Annotated in this window: 19 protein-coding genes; 14 read left to right on the top strand and 5 right to left on the bottom strand. The window is 50.0% G+C overall.

Annotated features, from left to right (window positions below; all coding sequences use genetic code 11):
* Positions 1–19 precede the first annotated feature (19 nt).
* Positions 20–343 (bottom strand): PTS lactose/cellobiose transporter subunit IIA, encoded by a 324-nt coding sequence (locus tag BS639_RS09320; protein WP_084982937.1) that lies wholly within the window; start codon positions 341–343, stop codon positions 20–22.
* A 194-nt stretch (positions 344–537) separates the two neighbouring features.
* Between BS639_RS09320 and BS639_RS09315 the strand changes: the two genes are divergently transcribed.
* The 5 genes from BS639_RS09315 (at position 538) to BS639_RS09295 (ending at position 5005) form a co-directional block, all read left to right on the top strand.
* The gene (locus BS639_RS09315; protein WP_055772923.1) at positions 538–1884 is read left to right on the top strand and encodes a PTS sugar transporter subunit IIC; all 1347 of its coding nucleotides are present in this window, start codon (positions 538–540) and stop codon (positions 1882–1884) included.
* Positions 1885–1904: 20 nt separating this feature from the next.
* On the top strand, positions 1905–3341 hold the full coding sequence (locus tag BS639_RS09310) for a glycoside hydrolase family 1 protein (protein ID WP_084982936.1): 1437 nt from the start codon (positions 1905–1907) through the stop codon (positions 3339–3341).
* A 13-nt stretch (positions 3342–3354) separates the two neighbouring features.
* Positions 3355–3672, top strand: a complete 318-nt coding sequence (locus BS639_RS09305) for a PTS sugar transporter subunit IIB (protein WP_055772929.1) — start codon at positions 3355–3357, stop codon at positions 3670–3672.
* An 83-nt stretch (positions 3673–3755) separates the two neighbouring features.
* Complete coding sequence (locus tag BS639_RS09300; protein WP_055772932.1) at positions 3756–4529, top strand: FCD domain-containing protein; 774 nt, start codon at positions 3756–3758, stop codon at positions 4527–4529.
* 2 nt (positions 4530–4531) lie between these two features.
* Positions 4532–5005 (top strand): GNAT family N-acetyltransferase, encoded by a 474-nt coding sequence (locus BS639_RS09295; RefSeq protein ID WP_084982935.1) that lies wholly within the window; start codon positions 4532–4534, stop codon positions 5003–5005.
* A 31-nt stretch (positions 5006–5036) separates the two neighbouring features.
* On the opposite strand, the gene galR is transcribed toward BS639_RS09295, so the two are convergent.
* Entirely contained in the window at positions 5037–6041 is a 1005-nt protein-coding gene (gene galR, locus BS639_RS09290; protein ID WP_084982934.1) for an HTH-type transcriptional regulator GalR, read from the bottom strand.
* A gap of 347 nt (positions 6042–6388) precedes the next feature.
* On the opposite strand from galR, the gene BS639_RS09285 reads away from it, so the two are divergent.
* The 3 genes from BS639_RS09285 (at position 6389) to lplT (ending at position 12573) form a co-directional block, all read left to right on the top strand.
* Entirely contained in the window at positions 6389–8647 is a 2259-nt protein-coding gene (locus BS639_RS09285; RefSeq protein WP_084982933.1) for a molybdopterin guanine dinucleotide-containing S/N-oxide reductase, read from the top strand.
* 558 nt (positions 8648–9205) lie between these two features.
* On the top strand, positions 9206–11374 hold the full coding sequence (gene aas, locus BS639_RS09280; RefSeq protein ID WP_084982932.1) for a bifunctional acyl-ACP--phospholipid O-acyltransferase/long-chain-fatty-acid--ACP ligase: 2169 nt from the start codon (positions 9206–9208) through the stop codon (positions 11372–11374).
* Positions 11371–12573, top strand: coding sequence for a lysophospholipid transporter LplT (gene lplT / locus BS639_RS09275; RefSeq protein ID WP_084982931.1), 1203 nt, complete (start codon positions 11371–11373; stop codon positions 12571–12573). Before aas ends, lplT begins: the two co-directional genes overlap by 4 nt.
* Positions 12574–12679: 106 nt before the next feature.
* Here the strand turns inward: lplT and BS639_RS09270 are convergent, their stop codons facing one another.
* Positions 12680–13720, bottom strand: a complete 1041-nt coding sequence (locus BS639_RS09270; protein ID WP_055772951.1) for an NADP(H)-dependent aldo-keto reductase — start codon at positions 13718–13720, stop codon at positions 12680–12682.
* A gap of 470 nt (positions 13721–14190) precedes the next feature.
* Here BS639_RS09270 and BS639_RS25040 point away from each other — a divergent pair, with 470 nt between their 5' ends.
* Positions 14191–14874: a hypothetical protein gene (locus BS639_RS25040; protein ID WP_193791628.1), complete on the top strand. Its 684-nt coding sequence runs from the start codon at positions 14191–14193 to the stop codon at positions 14872–14874.
* A gap of 25 nt (positions 14875–14899) precedes the next feature.
* Positions 14900–16063 carry an MFS transporter gene (locus tag BS639_RS09260; RefSeq protein WP_084982930.1) on the top strand — a complete coding sequence of 388 codons (1164 nt, stop codon included), beginning with the start codon at positions 14900–14902 and terminating at the stop codon, positions 16061–16063.
* Positions 16064–16162: 99 nt separating this feature from the next.
* On the opposite strand, the gene BS639_RS09255 is transcribed toward BS639_RS09260, so the two are convergent.
* Together BS639_RS09255 and mutH are read right to left on the bottom strand one after the other, a co-directional pair.
* Entirely contained in the window at positions 16163–16381 is a 219-nt protein-coding gene (locus BS639_RS09255) for a YgdI/YgdR family lipoprotein (RefSeq protein WP_084982929.1), read from the bottom strand.
* A 102-nt stretch (positions 16382–16483) separates the two neighbouring features.
* Positions 16484–17170, bottom strand: a complete 687-nt coding sequence (gene mutH / locus BS639_RS09250) for a DNA mismatch repair endonuclease MutH (protein ID WP_084982928.1) — start codon at positions 17168–17170, stop codon at positions 16484–16486.
* A 696-nt stretch (positions 17171–17866) separates the two neighbouring features.
* On the opposite strand from mutH, the gene rppH reads away from it, so the two are divergent.
* From rppH to thyA, 4 genes are all read left to right on the top strand, one after another.
* The gene (gene rppH, locus BS639_RS09245) at positions 17867–18394 is read left to right on the top strand and encodes an RNA pyrophosphohydrolase (protein WP_055772967.1); all 528 of its coding nucleotides are present in this window, start codon (positions 17867–17869) and stop codon (positions 18392–18394) included.
* Between the two features lie 11 nt (positions 18395–18405).
* A complete protein-coding gene (gene ptsP / locus BS639_RS09240; RefSeq protein ID WP_084982927.1) occupies positions 18406–20652 on the top strand; it encodes a phosphoenolpyruvate--protein phosphotransferase in 2247 nt (748 codons plus the stop codon).
* Positions 20653–20910: 258 nt separating this feature from the next.
* Positions 20911–21780 (top strand): prolipoprotein diacylglyceryl transferase, encoded by an 870-nt coding sequence (gene lgt, locus BS639_RS09235; RefSeq protein WP_055772973.1) that lies wholly within the window; start codon positions 20911–20913, stop codon positions 21778–21780.
* Between the two features lie 6 nt (positions 21781–21786).
* Positions 21787–22581, top strand: coding sequence for a thymidylate synthase (thyA, locus tag BS639_RS09230; RefSeq protein ID WP_084982926.1), 795 nt, complete (start codon positions 21787–21789; stop codon positions 22579–22581).
* Positions 22582–22900 lie beyond the last annotated feature (319 nt).

Below are 22900 nucleotides of genomic sequence, written 5' to 3'. Positions count from 1 at the left end.
TTGCTTGTTATCCAATGGGTTACTGATTTTTTTCGAACATTTCTCGCCTGAGTAACACCATCTCCTCGGCCAAGTCACGGCACAGCATGGCGGTCATTAGATGATCCTGCGCGTGCACCATAATCAGCGTCATCGGGATTTTTCCGCTTCCCTCATCAAGCCCAATGAGCTGCGTCTGAACTTTATGCGCCTCGCGTGCCGCCGTTTGCGATGCCTCCAATTGCAGGTCTGCCTCTTGCCATTCTTGTTTGCGAGCGCTTTGAATCGCCATCATGGCGCACGATCGCGCTTCCCCAGCATTGATCAACAGTTCCATTACAGTTTGTTCAAGGTCAAAACTCATACATGAATCCACATTGGTATGCCAAAATTGGCGTAATTCATCATATTGGAATTCCAATATCGACTTCTGAGAATGTGATCACAGAAATAAAGTCTAATTACGCTATTTTTGGCATACCAATGAGTGCGGGTTTTCAACACAACATAACGTTCGACACCTAACAACATAACCATGCAATACGCAGAGGTGCTGTCATGTCTTATAAAGACCGTTTTATTGATTCTCTGGGGGGCTTTGCCAATACCTTTAACAGCCTGCGTTATATTATGGCGATTAAGGCCGCCTTCATCACACTGATGCCGGTGATTATTGTCGGTGCGTTCTCCGTGCTTATTTCCAACATGGTCATGGACCCTAAAAACGGGCTGGCGCATTTCGAGATGTTTTCGTTCCTCGCCACCCTTAAACCGATCATGACCAGTATTAATTATGCCACGCTGAGTTTTTTAACTATTGGCGCGGTATTTTTGATTGGTATCGAACTGGGAAAGATAAACGGTTCACGCTCGTTATTTCCCGGACTGTTGGCGGTAATCTGCTTTATTGCTGTCACGCCGACTACGCTGGATATGATGGTTAACGGACACATGCAGGAAGTGAAAGACGTATTGGCAAAGCAATTTTCCGATACTAAAAGTCTGTTCCTGGGAATGTTTATTGCCATTCTTTCGGTAGAAATATACTCCAAGCTTGAATCTTTCGACAGGCTGCGGATAAAAATGCCGGAAAGCGTTCCGCCCAACGTTTCTGCCTCTTTTTCTGCGCTGATCCCGGCAATTATTACCGTGGTATTGATCGCCACCTTTGGGTTTGTTTTCCATCAGATAACCGGTATTTATCTCTATGACGCCGTGTATCAGGTCATTCAGCGTCCGCTGGAATCTGTGATGCAAAGTCTGCCGGGGATCCTGCTGCTGATGTTTGTCGCTCAGCTATTTTGGGTGATCGGCATTCACGGCAACCAAATGATTAAACCTATTCGCGAACCGCTGCTCTTGGGCGCCATCATGGTGAACATGACCGCTTTCGAGCAGGGTAAGGAAATTCCGAACATTATTACCATGCCGTTTTGGGATGTGTACATGAGCATTGGTGGCTCGGGTTGCACCATTGGCCTGCTGCTGGCGGTGCTGATGGCAACCCGTAGAAAAGAGATGAAAGAGATTGCCAAACTTTCGCTCGGGCCAAGCTTCTTCAATATCAATGAGCCGGTCATTTTTGGTATGCCGATCATGCTCAATCCAATCCTCGCCATTCCGTTCATTATCACCCCGCTAATTACCGGCACTATTGGTTACTTTGCTACCAGCCTAGGCTTTGCCGGACGGGCCGTTGTTATGGTGCCCTGGACCACACCGCCGGTGATTAATGCCTGGCTTTCAACTGCCGGTTCAATGGGCGCAGTGGTCACGCAGCTGGTGTGCATCGTGGTGGCGACCGGGATTTATCTGCCGTTCGTTAAAGTGGCTTCGCGCCGCGCCGAGCAGGCCCAGAAAGAGGCCTTGCAGAATCACTCCGCCGCCGTACAGCGTCCGGCCTGACTTTAAAATGGAGATAAGTCATGAGTAAGATTTCAATCACTGTTCCTGAAGATTTTATCCTTGGGGCCGCCTCTTCGGCCTGGCAAACCGAGGGCTGGAGTGGCAAAAAGGCCGGTCAGGACTCTTATCTTGACCTGTGGTACAAAAACGATCGTCACGTGTGGCACAACGGCTACGGCCCCGCCAAGGCGACAGATTTTATTAATCGCTACCAAGAAGACGTGGCCTTGATGAAGGCCAGTGGATTGACGCATTTCCGCACTTCAATCAACTGGGCACGTTTTCTTACCGATTATGAAAATGGCATTGTGGATGAAGAGTACGCCAGCTATATCGACAACCTGCTGGACGAGATGCACCGCGCGGGCGTAGAGCCGATGCTGTGCCTCGAACACTACGAATTACCTGCCTATCTGATTGAAAAATATGACGGTTGGAGTTCTAAAAAGGTTGTGGAACTGTTTGTTCTCTATGCTGAAAAAGCGTTTGAGCGTTTTGCTGGCAAAGTGACGCGTTGGTTTACCTTTAATGAACCGATCGTCGTGCAAACGCGGGTTTATCTTGACGCCATTCGCTGGCCGTACGAGCAAAACACCACTAAATGGATGCAGTGGAATCACCATAAAGTGTTGGCGACAGCAAAAGTTGCGGCGCTGTTCCGCGCTCAGGGCTATGCCGAGAAGGCCAGCATTGGCGTCATACTTAATCCTGAAGTGACCTATGCGCGTTCGTCTGCGGCTCATGACCAGCGGGCCGCGCATCTTTATGATCTTTTCTATAATCGCGTGTTTCTCGACCCACTAATTAAAGGCGAATATCCGCAGGAGTTGCTTAATCTGCTCGCCAGTCACCAGGTTGATTTTATTTATTCGCAGCAAGAGCTGGATATTATTCGTGAAAATACCGTCGATGAAGTTGGGATAAATCTTTATTACCCGCATCGGGTGAAAGCACCCAGTCGAGAGTGGAATAAAGAAACGCCTTTCCATCCTGCTTATTATTACGAGCATTTTGAACTGCCGGGTCGTCGTATGAACAAGTCTCGCGGCTGGGAAATTTATCCAAAAATCGTTTATGACATGGCGATGCGTATGAAATCCGAATACGGCAACAAACCGTGGTTTATTTCGGAGAATGGCATGGGCATTGAGGACGAAGGCCGTTTTCGTGACGCGCAAAGCGGAGAAATTCAGGACGATTACCGCATTGAATTCGTCGCCGAACATATTTATTGGGCGCTAAAGGCGCGCGAGGAGGGGGCCAACTGCCTTGGTTATATGCTGTGGGCCTTCACCGATAATGTTTCTCCTATGAATGCGTTTAAAAACCGCTACGGACTGATCGAAATAGACCTAGAAAATCAGCGTCAGCGCCGCCGAAAGAAGTCTTCCCACTGGTTTAAGCAGTTGGTGGACGAACGCACACTGTCATTAACCTTGGACGATGAAGAAAAATAACCTGGAGAATATTATGAAACGTATTGTTTTAGCCTGCTCGGCGGGTATGTCCACCTCACTGGTGGTGACCAAAATGGAAAAAGAGGCGGCCGCGCGCGGGCTTGAATACAAGATTTACGCCATTCCTGAACAAAACCTGCGCGATGAGCTGGAGGCTTTTGGTCAGGATGTGGCCGTGGTGCTGCTTGGTCCGCAGGTTCGCTTTAAACTGACTGAAAATAAAAAGCTTACCGACCGCTACCAGATCCCTATCGCGGTAATTGATACTATGGCCTATGGCACCTTAAATGGTGCAAAGGTACTCGATCAGGCGCTGGGTTTGGTAGACTAGGCCACAAAGAGGGCCGCTTCTCCCCGCGAGGCGGCCTGTCACGGGGCATATTTTGCGGTTTTTGCCGCGCGTAAGGTGAGAAAGTGGATAAGGCCGTGGTTTCGCAGGAAAGAAAGCAGTATCAGGAAATTGGTCACGATCTGCGTGAAAAAATCAAACAGGGACATTTTGCGATTGGCTCGCGTATGCCCCCCGAGCGGAATATGGCCGAAACCTATGGCGTGAGCCGCACCATCGTACGTGAAGCACTGCTGATGCTCGAACTCGAAGGCATTGTCGATATCCGACAAGGTTCGGGTGTTTACGTGGTGCGCATTCCTCTTGAGGAGGAAGGGCAGGATGATTCGCTGTATCAAGGGCAAATAGGGCCGTTTGAAATCCTACAGGCGCGCCAACTGCTTGAGAGTAACATCGCCGCCTTTGCCGCCAAAATGGCCACCAAATCAGACATTGAAAATTTGCGTCGCACGCTTGAGCAGGAGCAAAGTGCCATTGTTGCCAACGATGAAAGCGGCGACAACGACAAACTGTTCCACCTGCTGATTGCGGGCGCAACGCAAAACCAGATGCTGCTTGATTCAGTTAAAAATATTTGGGCGCACCGTGATTCCAGCCCGCTTTGGAAACAGTTGCACAGCCATATTGCTACCCGCGGCTATCGCCTTAAGTGGTTAGCCGACCATCAAAATATTCTTGCCGCGCTGCGCCGTCGCGATGTGATGGGTTCATATCAGGCGATGTGGCAGCACATGGAAAACGTCAAAAATACGTTGATGGAATTGTCTGACGTAGATGCGCCGGAGTTTGACGGCTATCTGTTCGAGTCGGTGCCCATTTTCCAAGGCAAGCTGGTATAGCCATGATACATATTGAGAATTTACGTGACCATCCCCAGCACCGCGATCGGGTAATCGACTGGCTGTGGCAGGAGTTTGATGCCGAGAATACGCGGGAGTTTTTCTCCAGCGTCATTGACAGCAGCCTAAGTACAGCCGATTTACCGTTAACCTTTATTGCGCTACAGGGCACCGAAATTGTCGGCACCGTCGGCCTCTGGCGCTGTGATTTAATCAGTCGTCAGGACTTAACCCCGTGGCTGGCGGCGCTTTATGTTGACCAGAAATGGCGAACGCAGGGGGTTGGCCAGCAAATGCAGCGATTTATACGCGAATATAGCCGGGCAGCCGGATATGAAAATCTCTATCTTTGGGCCACATTTTCAGGCTATTACGAGCGATACGGCTGGCATTTCATCGGTGACGCCCTGGATTATCCCAATAAACCAGTACGTATCTACAAATGTCACCGCAGCCCCGATGACGAAGATTTATAAATTTTTTAGCTCATGAGTTTAAAAATGCTGTTCACGGGTTCGGCACACTGACCGAGTGACGGCGGACCAACGTTGGGCTGAACATATGCGTTGTTTCGGGCAGCGGCTGGCCGCTGGCCAAGGCAAGGGCAAGCTGGGCGGCCTGATTGGCCATCGCCACGACGGGATAACGAATAGTGGTTAATCTCGGGCGCAGGTAGCGCGAAATCAATACGTCATCGAAACCAATCAGTGAAATCTCGCCCGGCACGTCAATGCCGTTATCACTCAGAACGGAAAGCGCGCCTGCGGCCATCGGATCGTTATAGCAGGTTACGGCGGTGAAGTTTTTACCGTGGCCGAGAAGCTCGGTTATCGCCTGTTCGCCACCGACCTCATCCGGTTCGGCGGCAACGATCAGCCGTTCATCGACCGCAATTCCGTGCTCTGCCAAGGCATCGAGATACCCCTGTAGCCTGTCGCGAGCATCGGAAATATTGTGGTTTGAACACAGAATCGCAATGCGTTGATGCCCGGCCTGAATCAAATGACGGGTGGCGAGCCAAGATCCGTAGCGGTCATCCAAGGCTACGCAGCGGTGTTCAAACTCCGGTAAAGTCCGGTTAATCAACACCATGCCAGGGATCTGTTTCATAAGACTGCTCAGTTCATCTTCTGGCAGCATTTTGGCGTGAACGACCAAGGCCGCACAACGGTGGCGGATTAACTGCTCAATTGCCTGGCGCTCTTTGTCTACGTTGTGATAACCGTTACCAATCAGTAAAAAATTACCGGTGGCGTAGGCGACCTGCTCTACGGCTTTAACCATCGCCCCGAAAAAGGGATCTGAGACGTCGGCAACAATCAGGCCCAATGTCTCGGTAACCTGTTGTGCAAGGGCGCGGGCGTTGGCGTTGGGATGATATTGCAAATGTTGCATCGCGCTCATTACGGCATCGCGTGAGCTCTCACTGGCTTTGGGGGAGTGGTTAATCACGCGTGAAACTGTTGCCACAGAAACACCCGCCAGTCTTGCGACATCCTTAATCGTAGCCATTATCAGTATCCAACGTATTGAGGGTAAACGTTTACATGGTTCAGTTTTGCGGAAAATGCAGGTGTCCGCAAGGGGTGTAGATCGCAACTTCACAAGCAAGCGCATTGAAACGGCGAATAATACTCGCCTAGCCCTCATAAATTAAGCCTTTCAGCCCGCCCGATCTGCGCAATGGCGTCAAATGGCTCAATTCGACGCGTTTATCTGTATTTGTACTTTGAGTCTCAGCGGCAGGATTGCTATTTTGTCAGCTATAACACATTTTTAGAAAAAAAGGGCTCTCCCCAGCTACGGCGGGCGATGGCGCGCCAGTTTCTATTTTATATAACACCTGTACAGAGAGAATAATGTCTATAAAACGCTACCCGCAGCTGGCTCACTGGGGAGCCTATACGGCGGTTGTTGAAAATGGTCGTTTGATCCGTTGCGAACCTTACTCTGCGGATGCCGATCCCTCGCCGATGCTTGCCTCCATTCCTGAACTTGTCTATTCAGACAAGCGTATACGCAAACCTGCCGTACGCCGATCGTGGCTCAAAAATAGAGAAAACAGCGACAGAATGCTGCGTGGGCGGGAAGATTTTGTTGAAGTAGACTGGGACGTGGCGCTTGATTTAGTGGCGGATGAAAACCGCCGCGTGCGCGACCGCTATGGCGCATCTGGCATTTTTAACGGCTCTTACGGCTGGTCTTCTGCGGGACGTTTACACCATGCGCGCTCGCTAGTACGCCGTTTCTACTTTGCCGGTGGCGGTGGCGTTGACCAGCAGGGCAATTATAGCTGGGGTTCGGCCCAGTTTTTTCTGCCTTATGTGATAGGCACCTACACTCCGTTGACCGGCCGCGTAACCACCTGGCCAAGTGTGGTTGAACACTGTGATATTTTGCTGGCCTTCGGCGGACTGGCGCTGAAAAATGCGCAGGTTGCCTCGGGTGGGGCAGTGGAACATACCCTAAAACCGGCGCTCGAGCAGTTGGCTAAAAAGCGCACGCCGATCATTAATATCAGTCCGATGCGCGACGACTGTCCAGAGTTTGTTAACGCCGAATGGATCCCTATTCGTCCCAATACAGACGCCGCGCTGATGATGGCGATAGCCTTTGAGATTCAGCGAAAAGAGGCACAGGACAGTGCGTTTCTGGCTACGCACTGCGTGGGTTATCCGCAGTTGGCCGACTATCTCACCGGCGCTAAAGACGGCGTGGCGAAAACCCCTGACTGGGCCAGCGCCATCACCGGGATCCCTGCCGAGCGCATCGCGCGGCTCGCCGAGCAATTAATTGGCGTACGCAGCTTTATCACCTGCTCTTATTCGGTTCAGCGCGCCCATCGAGGTGAACAGCCTTACTGGATGATGATTGCACTTTCGGCGATGCTGGGTCAGGTGGGACTGCCGGGCGGTGGCTTCTCGTTTGGTCATGGCTCAATGAACAGCGTAGGCAATCCGCGTTTTGATACACCGGGACCGGCGGTTAGCACGGGTCCCAATCCTTCAGGGCTGTCGATCCCAGTTGCACGCATCAGTGATATGTTGCTCAATCCTGGACAGCCTTATGAATTTCAGGGCGAGACGCTAACGTATCCTGATATTCATCTGGTGCACTGGGCGGGCGGTAATCCGTTCCATCACCATCAGCAGCTCAATCGGCTGGTTGAAGGTTGGCAAAAACCTGACACCGTGATTGTGCAGGACAACGTTTGGACCTCGGCCGCGAGCATGGCCGACATTGTCCTGCCGGCAACGACGTCGCTGGAACGTAATGACATTGGCGGTTCATCCCGCGATCGCTATGTGCTGGCTATGCATCAGGCTGTGGCCCCGCAGCATCAGGCGCGTAACGACTATGACATTTTTGCCGATCTGGCCGAGCGTCTCGGTTATCGTGAAGCCTATACGCAGGGCAGGAATGAAGATGCCTGGCTGCGTCAGATTTACAAACAGTGTGGTGAAGCGCAGCACGGCACCGAGATTGAATGGCCCGATTTTGAAACCTTTTGGGAGCGCGGTTTTGTCGAGTTGCCGAAGCCTGAAAAAGATTACGTATTTTTCGAATCGTTTCGCAAAAGCCCGCGTGCTCATCCGCTGGGAACGCAGAGCGGAAAAATAGAGCTATTCAGCCAAAAAATTGCCGATTATCACTATGAGGACTTCGCGCCGCATCCGCAGTGGCAGCCACCGATTGAGTGGCTGGGATCCGAAACCGCCAAGCTGTGGCCACTGCATCTGATTTCTATCCAGCCTAAGGATCGCCTGCACAGTCAGTTGGATCAGACGTCGCTGGCACAAAATAACAAAACCGCCGGAAAAGAGACGCTGTTCATGCACCCAGAAGATGCGGCGATGCGAAACCTGAAAGAGGGTGACCTTATAAAAGTCAGCAACGAGCGGGGCAGCTGTCTGGCCGGAGTTTCCTTAAATGATGGAATTACCCGCAGTGTGGTGTTGATGGCGACCGGGGCCTGGTTTAATCCCGGTTTCGGTAAAAAATGGAGTGAAACTGAGCAGGCCGGTAATCCAAACGTATTGACGCTGGATATTGGTACTTCGAGGTTGACGCAGGGCCCAAATGCAATGAGCTGCCTGGTTGAAGTATCGGCTATTTGAATCTCACCGCTGGTTACACTTTGCGGCGTAATGTTGCGATTGCCTGCTGGTTGTCAGAGGGGCTAAGCGGCTACATTATCAGTCCCAGAGGTATTGATTGGTGAATCATCAACATACAGTGTGTGTGTTGATACCGATTAAAATTGCACCAACCTACGCAGATGCGTAGGTTTTTTTTTGCCCGCCCTTCAAAATTAACTCCGAGATCACATTTATAAAACTTCTGCTTTACATTCCCTGTGTCAATTTTACAGTTGGTTGCAGTTTGCGCACAACTCTTGCGATTGAAAGGTAGTGCATTGCTTCGCGTTTCTCTAATGTTGGTGGTCCCAGAGGTATTGATTGGTGAATCATCCAACATGTTCTGCATGTTGAAACCGATTAAAATTGCACCAACCTACGCAGATGCGTAGGTTTTTTTTTGTCCTTATTTCATCCTTATTGTGTTCTGATTTTTTCCTTAAAATCCCATAGCTGTCGTCAAAGAAAGCTTCGCTATGCTAACCTCGTTAACTGCCTGTTCTCATTCGGATAGGTGTATATTTTGAGGAGAACGGAATGCTCTATCGATTACTACACTCATTTTTCCGCGCACTGTTTAAGCTGATATTCCGCATTAGCATAACTCCTGCTGATGCCGTTTTTAGCTATCCGAAAATATTGCTGACTCCCAACCACGTTTCGTTTATTGACGCGATGCTGTTGGTGCTTTTTCTGCCGATAAAACCGGTTTTTGCCGTTTACTCCACTATTAGCGAAAGCTGGTATATGCGCTGGCTCAGCAATTACGTCGACTTTGTGGCGCTTGATCCTACCAAACCGATGGCAATAAAGCGTCTGGTGCGTGAAATAGAGAAAGGGCGGCCAGTGGTGGTGTTTCCTGAAGGGCGTATTACTGTGACCGGTTCGCTCATGAAAATTTATGATGGTGCGGCTTTTGTCGCTGCAAAATCACAGGCGACAGTTATTCCTATCCGCATTGACGGCGCGGAGTACACCGTTTTCAGCCGCTTGTTCGGTAGCTTCAAACTGCGCTGGTTCCCCAAAATAACGATTAACTTACTGCCGCCGCAAACCGTGACAATGCCCGAAGCTCCGCGCGCGCGTGACCGCCGCGTGCTGGCCGGACAGCAACTGCACAGCATCATGATGGAAGCCAGAATGGCAACTCGACCTCCAGAAACGCTGTATCAGGCGCTGTTATCCGCGCAAACACGCTATGGCCGCCGTAAACCCTGCATCGCCGATATCTCGTTTAAAGAAGATACCTATCAGGGATTGCTTAAAAAATCACTCGGCGTGAGCCGCATTCTGCAACGTTTTACCCGTGAGGGAGAGCACATTGGCATGCTCTTGCCCAATGCAACCATTACCGCCGCAGCTATTTTGGGCGCCTCAATGCGCAATCGTATTCCGGCGCTGCTGAACTACACCTCCGGTGCCAAAGGAATAAAAAGCGCGGTGAAAGCGGCGCAGATTCACACCATCGTCACCTCGCGCCAGTTTCTGGAAAAGGGAAAACTGACCAGCCTGCCGGAGCAGGTTACCGAGGTTAAATGGGTTTATCTGGAAGACTTGAAAGACACGGTGACGCGCGAAGACAAGTTGTGGATCCTCTTTCATCTGATTTTCCCGCGTCGTGCAATGCTGCATCAACAGCCAGACGATGCGGCGTTGGTGCTGTTTACTTCGGGGTCGGAAGGCAATCCCAAGGGCGTGGTTCACTCACACGCCAGCCTGCTTGCCAACGTTGAGCAAATTCGTACTGTGGCCGACTTTACCCCGCGTGACCGATTCATGTCGGCGTTACCGCTGTTCCACGCTTTTGGGCTGACGGTGGGGTTGTTTACACCCATAATCACGGGTGCACGCGTATTCTTATATCCAAGCCCGCTGCATTATCGCATTGTGCCTGAACTGGTGTACGACCAGAACTGCACTGTGCTGTTTGGCACCTCAACTTTTCTCGGCAACTATGCCCGTTTTGCTCATCCGTATGATTTTGCACGTGTGCGCTATGTGGTGGCCGGCGCAGAGAAGCTGGCTGAGAGTACTAAGCAAATCTGGCAGGATAAGTTCGGTCTGCGCATTCTTGAAGGCTACGGCGTGACCGAATGCGCGCCCGTAGTGGCAATTAATGTGCCGATGGCCGCTAAAGTGAATACTGTGGGTAAAATTTTGCCGGGTATGCAGTCGCGCCTGATGACGGTACCGGGTATCGAAAAGGGGGGGCGTCTCCAGCTGCGCGGCCCCAACATTATGAAAGGCTATTTACGGGGCGAAAATCCCGGCGTACTTGAAACACCTGCTGCAGAAAATGCCCAAGGCGAGATGGAAGCAGGGTGGTATGACACGGGTGATATCGTTACGCTTGATGAGCAGGGCTACTGCGCCATTCGCGGGAGGGTAAAACGCTTTGCCAAACTGGCCGGTGAAATGGTGTCGCTTGAAAGCGTTGAGTTACTTGCGCTTAATGCCTCACCGGACGGACAACATGCCGCCACCTCGCGCAGCGACAGCGCCAAAGGGGAAGCGCTGGTGCTATTCACCACCGACCCGCAGTTGGCGCGTGAGCAACTTTCAAAAAGTGCCCGTGAGCTGGGCATCCCCGAGCTTGCTGTACCGCGCGATATTCGTGTGGTTAAAGCGTTACCACTTTTGGGCAGTGGCAAACCCGATTTTGTTACCCTGCGAGACATGGCAGAAACACCGGAGAATAAAGCATGAGTAAACCGCTGGGGAGCGAATTTCCCTTGATGTCCCGTAGCATGACTGCCGTCATTGTTGCGCAGTTTTTATCTGCCTTCGGTGACAATGCGCTGCTGTTTGCCACGCTGGCGCTCATTAAGCAGGAACTTTACCCTGACTGGAGCCAACCGGTGCTGCAAATGGCTTTTGTCGCTGCCTATATTATTCTCGCCCCTTTCGTCGGTCAGTTTGCCGACAGCTTTGCCAAAGGGCGCGTGATGATGTTCTCCAATGGCCTAAAGTTGCTGGGCGCTTTGGTTATCTGTTTCGGTTTTAACCCGTTTCTCGGCTACGGGCTGGTTGGCGTTGGCGCGGCTGCTTATTCACCGGCCAAGTATGGCATTCTTGGTGAAATAACCTCTGGCGATCAGCTGGTTAAAGCGAATGGCCTGATGGAATCTTCGACGATTGCGGCTATTTTACTGGGATCCGTAGCGGGTGGTGCATTGGCAGACTGGCATATCACCGCGGCACTGATGATTTGCGGTTTAGCCTATGCGGCCGCGGTGGGGGCGAATATTTTTATCCCTAAACTTGCGGTGGCACGCCCCGGGCAGTCCTGGAACCCGCGCCGAATGTCTTCTACCTTCTTCAGCGCCTGCCGCACCCTTTGGGCCGATGGTGAAACGCGTTTCTCGCTGGTAGGCACCAGTTTGTTTTGGGGCGCGGGCGTGACGCTGCGTTTTCTGCTGGTGCTGTGGGTACCGGTCGCACTCGGTATTACGGATAACACTACGCCTACGCTGCTGAACGCGATGGTGGCAGTCGGCATTGTGCTAGGTGCCGGTGCCGCTGCACGGCTGATAACGCTTAAAACGGTTAAACGCTGTCTGCCTGCGGGCATCGGTATTGGCGTGGTGGTGACGTTATTTACTCTTCAGCACAGCATGATCAATGCGTATGTGCTTTTGGCTTTGATTGGGGTCCTAGGGGGCTTCTTTGTGGTGCCGCTGAATGCGTTACTGCAGCATCTGGGTAAAAAAACGGTAGGTGCGGGAAATGCAATTGCGGTGCAGAACCTCGGCGAAAACACGGCAATGTTGCTCATGTTGGGGTTGTACTCGCTGGTGGTGATGCTGGGTGCACCGGTGATTGCGATTGGCGTGGGCTTTGGGGTGATATTTGCGTTAGCAATTGCCGGACTGTGGTTATGGCAAATTAAACAGCAGCGTACATAAGCTCGACGAGAGTGATAGAAAAATCCCCTATCGCATCGGTAGGGGATCACATAAAAGTCCCCTGCCCATCAATCGGGAGGGGGAGGGTGTCGCCATCGGGCGATGATTAAGGTGCAGGAATAGTGAAACGTTTGTGGATAGCTTCCAGCGCGTTGATCACCTCTTCATCCAGCGTTAAATCCTGACTATCGATATTAATTTTCAACTGTTCCAGCGTCGTGGCACCAAGCAACGTACTCGCGACAAACGGCTGTTGACGAACAAACGCCAGCGCCATCTGCGAAGGATCCAGATTCAACTTTTTGGCCAGACCAACATATTCGGCCACCGCGGCCTCTGACTGGGCAGAAGAGTAACGAGTAAAGCGACTGAACAGCGTATTACGCGCACCTGCCGGTTTAGCGCCGTTGAGATATTTGCCGCTCAGTGTACCGAATGCCAGGCTTGAGTATGCGAGCAGTTCAACGCCTTCGTGCTGGCTAATTTCAGCCAAGCCAATTTCAAAACTGCGGTTAAGCAGGCTGTACGGGTTTTGAATTGAAACAATGCGCGGCAGGTCGTGCTTCTCCGCCAACTGCAAATAGCGCATCACGCCCCATGGCGTTTCGTTCGACACGCCGATGTAGCGAATTTTACCGGCACGCACCTGTTCGTTCAACGCTTCCAGTGTTTCCAGCAGCGTGACTGCAGAATTATCCGCACTGTAGGTATAACCCAGCTTGCCGAAGAAGTTAGTTGGGCGCTGCGGCCAGTGCAGCTGATAAAGGTCGAGATAATCAGTATTCAGACGCTTCAGGCTGGCGTCCAACGCTGCGCGGATATTCTTGCGATCCAGTACCTGACCTGGGCGAATTGAGGCATCGTTGCCGCGAGAAGGCCCCGCAACTTTACTTGCCAGAATGATTTTCTCGCGGTTTCCGCGCGCCTTGATCCAGCTACCGATATAGCTTTCTGTCAGACCCTGAGTTTCTGGGCGTGGCGGAACCGGATACATCTCTGCGGTATCGATCAGATTGATACCCGCCGCAAGGGCATAATCGAGTTGCTGATGAGCTTCGGCTTCACTGTTTTGTTCACCATAGGTCATGGTGCCCAATCCCAGTACGCTCACTTCTAAAGAACTGTGGGGTATACGGTGATATTGCATTGCCTGTCTTCCTTAGTGTCTGAGAATGTCTGGCTGGCGCTTCAATGTTGTGCCCCGCTATAGACAGGGGCCTGCTTTGTTATAGCCAAAAAAACGCGTATCGCAGCAGCCACGCAGTATTGACTATATACAAGCGATGCCAGAGGGGGAAGAGCAAAGCAGGAAAGCGCCCGTTTTGCTACCTTTCAATGTATGTACTGCTCTTAAAAAGATAAATCGACTCGTTGTCGTCATATTGTTATTTTCTTCCTAATATAGAGGGTGAGTAATTCATCTTTAGCCAAAAGTTTTGTTTTTTGTTTTTTAATGTTTATTTTTTCAAAGGTATTTTATTAAATAACGATTAGAATTATTGTTTTTTCTTTTGATGTGACGAGTGATTAAATATCTTGGAAAGTGTGGGTGTATAATCTCTGGGTGATTTCATGTCGCTTTGTATAAACTGATTTTTCTTTTAGGGAGGAGGGGGTATGTTTCAACCTAAGGGACGGGTAAGTATTCTTGCGGGAAACTCGCGAGTTTATTTTAATGAAAGTAATGAGGTGACAGTGGATTGTCAATTGATGGCATTCGATGCGGCTTTATCATGTGCTAAAAAAATTCAGGAAAGCGAGGGGTATCTGCCACGAATATCTGTAGCTTTTGATCATCTTGGGATCTTCCGTTTACAGTTTTTAGCAGAAGGGCTGACTAATTCACAAAAGCGTAATCCGCGATTGAATAATTTACATTATAGCATTCAGGAGTTATACGAAACAGTTTCAGAGAAGCATCAAATAGCTTTGTGTGAAATATCAGTTATACACGAGGATTCTGCAAGGCAACATTTAGTTCATATACTCTCTACTGAAAAAATTCCTGAAAATATCGTTCCTGGATTGTTAAATATCTCATTTTTGGGTGTGGATGCGGGAACACTATTATTGGAAATTCCAGAAGTAGCGCTATCTTCCGGCTCTGCATGTACATCGAGAAGTGATAAGCCTTCTCATGTTTTAAAAGAAATAGGCGTAAATGACGTTAATTCACAATCTAGTGTGCGCATTGGATTTGGGAGATTTAATCATGAAGATGAAGTGAGTTATTTATGTCTACGCATGAATGAGGCTGTGAAAAAACTGCGTTCGATGGTGCCCCACTCCATTTCCAATTAAATAAATCAAAAATGGAGTTTCATCTATGCGAACATCGTCGGCATTTTTTCTACTTTTCGGCACGTTGTTTATGGCGGGAGGTTACGGTGCGACCTTTCTGATTTCAGCGTTTTTTCGCTTGCAGGGCGGCAGCGATATCGATGCCGGCCAGACGTTGGGGCTTGCTTTGATAGGCACTCTGATTGGCGTGCCTCTGGTCGGCTGGTTCTCAGGTAGAATTGAAGCCTCGCGACTTTCGGCGATAGCGGCGTTGGCTATGTCTGGCGGTTTTGTCCTGTTTGGCTGCGTCAATGTCGAACTCAAGGTTGTTATTCGTTTTGCCGCGCTGCTAATTGGCTTGGGTTGGGGCATGTTTTACATCAGCGCGCCGATGGCGCTGTCAGAACGCATCACTGACGCAGAGCGGGGAAACTGGTTTACGCGCTTTAGTGCCTTCCAAATGGCAGGGATTTGCGCCAGCCCTATTCTGCTCAACGTTGCGATTGAACAAGCCAGTACGTCTGTCCAAACTGCTTTTGTCTGGGTTGGGCTGCTGGGTGTTGTCGCCTCAATAATGTTTTTCTCTTTTGGTTGGCGAGAACCTCGCAGCCAGCAGGAAACTTTACTGCGGCCTTGGGTCAGAAAAATCACAACGATCGCCCGCAGCAGTGCGATAAGTCCGATTATTATGGTGGGGCTTGGCGGCTGCGTATTTTCGGGAATGATGTCGTTTCAGAGTTCTATTTTGGCAGGAACCGAGTTAAAGGCCGCCACCTTTTACGCAGTGCATGCCATAACCGTTGTGGCATCTAGGCTGCTGCTTGCCAATCGATTATCTGTGATCCCGCGTCGGCCACTCCTAATTACGCTGCTGTCGTGCCTGACCTTGGGTCTCATTGCATTAATGGGTGTCTGGATGCATCCGTCGTTTCACATTGCGGCCGCTATTCTGACCGGACTGGGCTACGGACTGGCTTATCCGGTTATTCAGACGTGGGCAATAAATGAATCGGCGCAGGAAAACAGACACGCTGCATTAACGTGGTTCGTCGTTGCCTATTTTATCGGGATATTTGGATTCCCGGCGATAGGGGGATGGATACTGGTTGAACTCGGTAAGTTCTGGTTTATTTCTGCATTGGCAGTTATTGCATTAATGGAGCTTGCGGTGGCATTGCCTGGCATGAAAAAAAGGGGTGAACTGCCATAACGTCTGGCTAAAGCCAAGTACAAATACCGGCGGAGCAAGCCGCCGGGAGTCGTTCTCGTCACATAAGTCTTGATGCCATGACGGCTCAAGAAGTCAGTATTAGCGTTTCATAACCTGCGTGACCTGGTCATTATTAATTTGCCGTTCATTGCCCTGAGCGTCTTCATAACTTAGCAAACCGGTACTTTTATCAAGTTCAGGCTTACCATTGGTCAAAATCATGTTGCCGTCTTTAGTCGCAATAACGTAATCACTGGCACAACCCGCCAAGGTAAATACCAACGCTATCGCGCTGACGAGTTTAAAAGAATTTTTCATTGTAAAACCCTTTGAATTGGTCTGATTAGACTTGCCCATTAATGTTAGCAAAGAATGGCAATTTGCAGAATGTAATGACTAATGTAACGAGGAAGCTAACGATTAAAGCAAGAAGTGGCGGGCGAGCAGTTGGCGGGTAAAGCTTTTCTTTAAATAGAAACCGCGTGGCAACGTCATGATTGGCTGGCCTTTTTCACCAATGGCCTCAGTTCTCGCCTTATTGTTTGCTGCTTTCGGGCGCAGTTGCAGGACCTCGCCGTGGCGTGCAGTAATACTTTCGACTTTCCCCAGAACGATAAGATCCATTAACTCTTCCCAGTCCTGGCGCAGCTGTTCGTTCTCCTCAACGGAAGGGCTCCACAGCAGTGGCGTACCCACTCGGCGAACAGATAAGGGAATTTGTCTTTCACCTTCAACCGGTATCCACAGCACGCGTGTCAGCTTGTGTTTAACGTGACTGCTCTGCCAGGTGACGCCGCTGTTACCGGTTAATGGCGCAACGCACACAAAGGTGGTTTCAAGCGGTTTACCGGTGTTGTCAACAGGGATGGTTTTCAGCTCAACGCCTATCTCAGGAAAGTCTTGCTCGGGTTTACTCCCGGCACTGGCGCCAAGATACACTTCAAGCAGCATACCGACCCAACCTTTCTCACGTTTTAGATCCGGAGGAATAGCCAGGCTTGCCCGCTCGGCTAATTCTCCTAACGTGTATCCTGCCAGCGACTGAGCGCGAAAAAGTAAAGCGTGTTCATCTTGTGGAGGTTGAAGGGCGGGTAGGGGGATCGACATAAAAAAGTCTCAGTCTTTTTGGTTAAAAATCGTACACGCCTTGGCGAGCACAAAAAATTAAATCTGCGCGCTGTGATTAACCTTAATAATAGCATGATTTGCCATAGGTTTTTTCCGCCTTTATGTAGATTATGGAATGTCTTTCGAAGAGTTGACCACCTGTTGACGGAGATAATGAACAGGATCACCCCCCTAGTTATCCACAGATTTGTGGGATAACCCACAGTATTGGGTAGCACTGTTTCCATTTACAGGCTTGACGAGGGGGTTTTTATGAGGTTTTGTCCCATATGTAACCTGATTTAGTTAATTATCTGTGGATAAAATCAACATTGTGCGATCTTTCGCCAGTTTAGGATCTTGGGGAGTAAAGTCTGAGGTTAAGGTCTGTTTTAAACCGGTGGATATCATTGTAACTTCATGTTTTTAATGTGATTAATTTTAATTTTTTCGCAACTGATCGTCAGGTCGAAATTAGTTTTACCCCTCTTACTCTTATGTTCTTCACATATCTATCCACAGAAAAAGTGAATAAAATTCCTTAAATGCCGCGCTGGCTGTTTATAACTTCGATGTTTTGCGAAAGTTATCCCGCTTTTGCCCATTTGAACAGAGTGATAACCAGTGGTTTACCGCCTGTTGGTAGTATGAAACAATCAGACTATCTATGCATTTTAAGCTTATCGAGGTAGTCCGGTGATCGATGATGATGGCTACCGCCCGAATGTTGGTATCGTAATCTGTGACAAGCAGGGGCAAGTGTTGTGGGCCCGTCGGTATGGACAGCACTCATGGCAGTTTCCACAGGGAGGCATTAACCCCGGAGAAACGGCTGAGCAAGCCATGTATCGTGAACTGTTTGAAGAAGTGGGACTAAGTAGAAAAGACGTTCGTATTCTGGCTTCGACCCGCAACTGGTTACGTTATAAATTGCCAAAACGTTTGGTGCGTTGGGACACAAAGCCGGTCTGTATCGGCCAAAAGCAAAAATGGTTCCTGTTACAACTCATGTGTAATGATGCAGACATCAATATGCAACGCAGCAGCACGCCCGAGTTTGACGGGTGGCGCTGGGTGAGTTTTTGGTATCCGGTACGTCAAGTTGTATCATTTAAACGTGACGTATATCGCCGGGTGATGAAAGAGTTTTCCACAACGGTGATGCCAATGCAGGAAGTGCCAATTAACCGCACAACTCCCGCTTATCGTCGAAAAAGAGGCTAAGTCACGAAGAAATGCTTACGCGGTTGCGAGAAATAGTTGAAAAGGTAGCCATGGCGTCCAGCCTGAATGATGCGCTGGATGTTTTAGTTAATGAAACCTGTCAGGCGATGGACACGGAAGTGTGTTCGATTTATCTCGCTGATAACGATCGTCGTTGTTACTACCTGATGGCTACGCGAGGCTTGAAAAAGCCTCGCGGGCGAACTATTGCACTCGCATTTGATGAAGGGATTGTCGGACTAGTAGGCCGTCTGGCAGAACCCATCAACCTCGCTGATGCACAAAGCCATCCCAGTTTTAAATATATTCCTCAGGTTAAAGAAGATTTATTCCGTTCTTTCCTTGGGGTGCCGGTTATCCATCGACGCCAGCTGTTGGGCGTGCTGGTTATTCAGCAGCGTGAACATCGTCAGTTTGATGAAAGTGAAGAGTCCTTCATGGTCACGCTGGCCACGCAAATGGCGGCGATCCTTTCACAGGCCCAGCTTAACGTCCTTTATGGGCGATTCCGTCAGACTCGGGTCAAAGCGCTGGCCGCATCGCCCGGCGTGGCTATCGGGACCGGCTGGCAGGACAGTAGCCAACCTTCTCTAGACAATGTTTACATGGCGTCAACGCTTGACCCCGTCCGCGAGCGCGAGCGTTTAACCCGCGCGCTAGAAGACGCGGGGGCAGAGTTTCGCCGGTTCAGTAAGCGTTTTACCGCCAGTGCGCAGAAAGAAAGCGCCGCAATTTTCGATCTCTATTCTCATCTGTTAAACGATGCCAGGCTCAAGCGCGAATTATTTATTGAAGTCGATCAGGGTGCAGTAGCCGAGTGGGCAGTAAAAAAGGTGGTCGAGAAATTCGCAGCCCAGTTTGCCAGCTTGCAAGATACTTACCTGCGAGAGCGGGGCAGCGACTTGCGTGCACTTGGGCAGCGACTGGTGTTTCATCTTGATGACACTGCCCAAGGTGACACGCAGTGGCCTGAAAACTTTATTCTGGTTGCCGACGAGCTCACTGCGACGCTGCTGGCTGAAGTTCCACAGGAGCGCCTTAAGGGCGTAGTGGTTCGCGACGGTGCCGCCAACTCTCATGCGGCGATCCTTGTTCGTGCGATGGGCGTACCCACGGTTATGGGGGCAGACATTCAGCCGTCGCTGCTCAACCAGCGGCAACTGATTGTCGATGGCTATCGCGGTGAGCTGTTAATCGATCCCGAACCTGTACTGGTTAATGAATATCGCCGCTTGATCAGCGAAGAGATGGAGCTGAGTGAGCGCGCTGAAAGTGATGTAGAACAACCGGCTAAAATGCAAAGCGGTGAGCGGGTACAGGTGATGCTCAATGCCGGCCTTAGCGCTGACCATGAAAAACTGTTTGGCGGCAGAGTGGACGGGATTGGTCTCTATCGCACTGAAATTCCTTTTATGCTGCAAAGCGGTTTTCCTTCTGAAGAAGAGCAAGTTGCGCAGTATCAGGGCATGCTGCAGCTGTTCCCAGCCAAGCCGGTTACTTTGCGTACTCTGGACATTGGCTCTGATAAGCAGCTTCCCTACATGCCAATCAGCGAAGAAAATCCTTGTTTGGGCTGGCGCGGAATTCGCATTACGCTCGATCAGCCAGAGATCTTCCTTATCCAGGTTAGGGCTATGCTGCGCGCCAATGCCGCGACCGGTAATCTGGGTATTTTATTGCCGATGATCACCAGTCTCGAAGAAATTGATGAAGCGCGCCGATTAATCGATCGCGCCGGACGTGAAGTGGAAGAAGCGTTAGGTTACGCGCAGCCGAAACCGCGTATTGGCGTGATGATTGAAGTACCGTCGATGGTATTTATGCTGCCTGAGCTTGCTGGCCGAGTCGATTTTATCTCCGTCGGTACCAATGACCTGACGCAATACTTATTGGCGGTTGACCGCAATAATACTCGCGTTGCGGGGCTCTATGACAGCCTACATCCCGCGATGCTACGTGTTCTGAATCAAATTGTTGTCGAAAGTACAGCAGCGGGTATCGATGTTAGCCTGTGCGGTGAAATGGCGGGTGATCCAATGGGCGCACTTTTACTGGTCGGCTTGGGCTTTCGTAATATCAGTATGAACGGACGCAGTGTCGCCAGAGTGAAGTTCTTGCTGCGCCAAATTGATATTGCCGATGCGCAGGAGCTGGCACACCGCGTGCTGAAGGCGCAGTTTACTGCAGAAGTGCGCCATATGACGGCGGCCTTTATGGAACGCCGTGGCTTGGGCGGACTTATCCGCGGCGGTAAGTAACGGTAGGTTGGTTGTTTTTTGAACAAAAAAAGTCTCGTTTTGCTAGAGAGTTACAAAATAACGAGACTTTTTTTTACAGTTCTTTTCCAGCGCTGTTGAACCAGACTTCTTCTCTCTTATGCTATCATTTGCTCCTCTGGCCTTGAGCCCTTCATTTTTACATCCGATGTCGTTGAAGCTTCAACTTCAATTACTTAGGATATAATTCTGATTAAATTAAGCTTTTGGCCCACAACAACAATCAATTTGTGGTGATAGATGAGTAACAGCTATCTGGCGTTTCCCAAGTTTGATCCAGTGATTTTCTCACTCGGACCGGTTTCACTTCACTGGTACGGCTTGATGTACCTCGTGGGTTTTGTATTTGCCATGTGGCTTGCCGTCCGTCGTGCTAACAAACCGGGCAGTGGCTGGAAAAAGGAAGAAGTTGAAAATCTACTTTATGCCGGCTTCCTTGGCGTCTTTATCGGCGGACGTGTAGGTTACGTGCTGTTCTACAATCTGCCTCTTTTCCTTGATAACCCACTGTATCTGTTTAAAGTTTGGGATGGCGGCATGTCGTTCCACGGCGGTTTGATTGGCGTAATCGTAGTCATGCTGTGGTTTGCTCGCAGAACCAAGCGCACTTTCTTCCAGGTTTCCGACTTTATTGCACCACTGATCCCTTTTGGACTCGGTGCGGGTCGTCTGGGTAACTTCATCAACGGCGAGCTTTGGGGCCGAGTCACTACCGATGTACCTTGGGCTATGCTTTTCCCGGGTTCACATGATGAAGACGTCGCTATTGCCGCGGCTAATCCTAGTTTGCAGCCGCTGCTGAATCAATACGGTGTATTGCCGCGTCACCCGTCGCAAATTTATGAACTGCTGCTTGAGGGCGTAGTGCTGTTTATCATCCTCAACCTGTTCATTCGTAAGCCGCGTCCGATGGGCAGCGTCTCCGGTTTGTTCCTTATTTTCTACGGTGCCTTCCGAATCATCGTTGAGCACTTCCGTCAGCCCGATGCTCAACTTGGTTTATTCGACGGTGTGATCAGCATGGGGCAGATTCTCTCCATTCCGATGATTGTCTTTGGTATCATTATGGTCATCTGGGCCTATCGTCGTCCGCAGAAACAATTGTCTTGAGGTAATATGAAACAGTATCTGGAATTAATGCAGCGAGTGCTTGATGAAGGCACACCTAAAGCCGACCGTACCGGTACAGGGACATTGTCGATTTTTGGCCATCAGATGCGTTTCAATCTGCAAGAAGGTTTTCCGCTGGTGACCACCAAGCGCTGCCATTTACGTTCTATCATTCACGAACTGTTATGGTTCCTGAAAGGTGAAACCAATATTGATTATCTGCGTGATAACAAAGTCACCATTTGGGACGAATGGGCCGATGAAAACGGCTCCCTTGGCCCTGTTTATGGTAAGCAGTGGCGCGCATGGGGTGCTCCCGACGGCAAGCAGATCGATCAGCTTGCCAACGTTGTAAACCAGCTCAAGCAGGATCCTAATTCACGACGTATTATTGTTTCTGCCTGGAACGTGGGCGAACTTGATCAGATGGCGTTGGCGCCTTGCCACGCTTTCTTCCAGTTTTATGTCGCAGACGGCAAGCTTTCTTGTCAGCTGTATCAGCGCTCATGTGACGTATTCCTCGGTTTACCGTTCAATATTGCCAGCTACGCCCTGCTGGTCCATATGATGGCCCAGCAGTGTGATCTCGAAGTGGGTGATTTTGTCTGGACGGGGGGGGATACTCACCTTTATAGCAATCACATGGAACAGACTCATCTGCAACTCGGTCGTGAACCTCGCGCCTTGCCAAAATTGATCATCAAACGCAAACCTGCCTCTTTGTTTGATTATAATTTTGAAGATTTCGAAATCGAAGGTTATGACCCTCATCCTGCTATCAAGGCTCCGGTTGCAATCTAGACTTGAATAACGATAGCTAACTCCCACCGTCTGGCAACCCCCGGGCGGTGTATTTTCCTTCTTGTATGACGATTTTCCCCTGTTCCGTTTTATTCTAGAAAAAACACCAACCGATTTTATCTCATTAATTCAATTTGTTGAGCAGTTTCTTCCTCAACAAATTGGGTTCTGTGCAACATGGCTTTTTTTACGAGACATACCGAAACAACCCCGCTTTTTCTTTCATTGTAAATTTTCCATTTACCCAAGAACTTTTCATAAGAATTGATGTGTTACTCTGATCGAGAATTGCGCAGCAAACTCATAAGCTCATCTTTTA

The sequence above is a fragment of the Rouxiella silvae genome (assembly GCF_002093625.1).
Taxonomy (GTDB): Bacteria; Pseudomonadota; Gammaproteobacteria; order Enterobacterales; family Enterobacteriaceae; genus Rouxiella; species Rouxiella silvae.
This window is presented reverse-complemented; position numbering and strand designations above follow the sequence as displayed.

What these genes read in the sequence shown, in the direction of transcription:
- BS639_RS09320 (WP_084982937.1), bottom strand. Translation starts at nt 343, where the DNA reads ATGAGTTTTGACCTTGAACAAACTGTAATGGAACTGTTGATCAATGCT.
- BS639_RS09315 (WP_055772923.1), top strand. Translation starts at nt 538, where the DNA reads ATGTCTTATAAAGACCGTTTTATTGATTCTCTGGGGGGCTTTGCCAAT.
- BS639_RS09310 (WP_084982936.1), top strand. Translation starts at nt 1,905, where the DNA reads ATGAGTAAGATTTCAATCACTGTTCCTGAAGATTTTATCCTTGGGGCC.
- BS639_RS09305 (WP_055772929.1), top strand. Translation starts at nt 3,355, where the DNA reads ATGAAACGTATTGTTTTAGCCTGCTCGGCGGGTATGTCCACCTCACTG.
- BS639_RS09295 (WP_084982935.1), top strand. Translation starts at nt 4,532, where the DNA reads ATGATACATATTGAGAATTTACGTGACCATCCCCAGCACCGCGATCGG.
- galR (WP_084982934.1), bottom strand. Translation starts at nt 6,041, where the DNA reads ATGGCTACGATTAAGGATGTCGCAAGACTGGCGGGTGTTTCTGTGGCA.
- BS639_RS09285 (WP_084982933.1), top strand. Translation starts at nt 6,389, where the DNA reads ATGTCTATAAAACGCTACCCGCAGCTGGCTCACTGGGGAGCCTATACG.
- aas (WP_084982932.1), top strand. Translation starts at nt 9,206, where the DNA reads ATGCTCTATCGATTACTACACTCATTTTTCCGCGCACTGTTTAAGCTG.
- lplT (WP_084982931.1), top strand. Translation starts at nt 11,371, where the DNA reads ATGAGTAAACCGCTGGGGAGCGAATTTCCCTTGATGTCCCGTAGCATG.
- BS639_RS09270 (WP_055772951.1), bottom strand. Translation starts at nt 13,720, where the DNA reads ATGCAATATCACCGTATACCCCACAGTTCTTTAGAAGTGAGCGTACTG.
- BS639_RS25040 (WP_193791628.1), top strand. Translation starts at nt 14,191, where the DNA reads ATGTTTCAACCTAAGGGACGGGTAAGTATTCTTGCGGGAAACTCGCGA.
- BS639_RS09260 (WP_084982930.1), top strand. Translation starts at nt 14,900, where the DNA reads ATGCGAACATCGTCGGCATTTTTTCTACTTTTCGGCACGTTGTTTATG.
- BS639_RS09255 (WP_084982929.1), bottom strand. Translation starts at nt 16,381, where the DNA reads ATGAAAAATTCTTTTAAACTCGTCAGCGCGATAGCGTTGGTATTTACC.
- mutH (WP_084982928.1), bottom strand. Translation starts at nt 17,170, where the DNA reads ATGTCGATCCCCCTACCCGCCCTTCAACCTCCACAAGATGAACACGCT.
- ptsP (WP_084982927.1), top strand. Translation starts at nt 18,406, where the DNA reads ATGCTTACGCGGTTGCGAGAAATAGTTGAAAAGGTAGCCATGGCGTCC.
- lgt (WP_055772973.1), top strand. Translation starts at nt 20,911, where the DNA reads ATGAGTAACAGCTATCTGGCGTTTCCCAAGTTTGATCCAGTGATTTTC.
- thyA (WP_084982926.1), top strand. Translation starts at nt 21,787, where the DNA reads ATGAAACAGTATCTGGAATTAATGCAGCGAGTGCTTGATGAAGGCACA.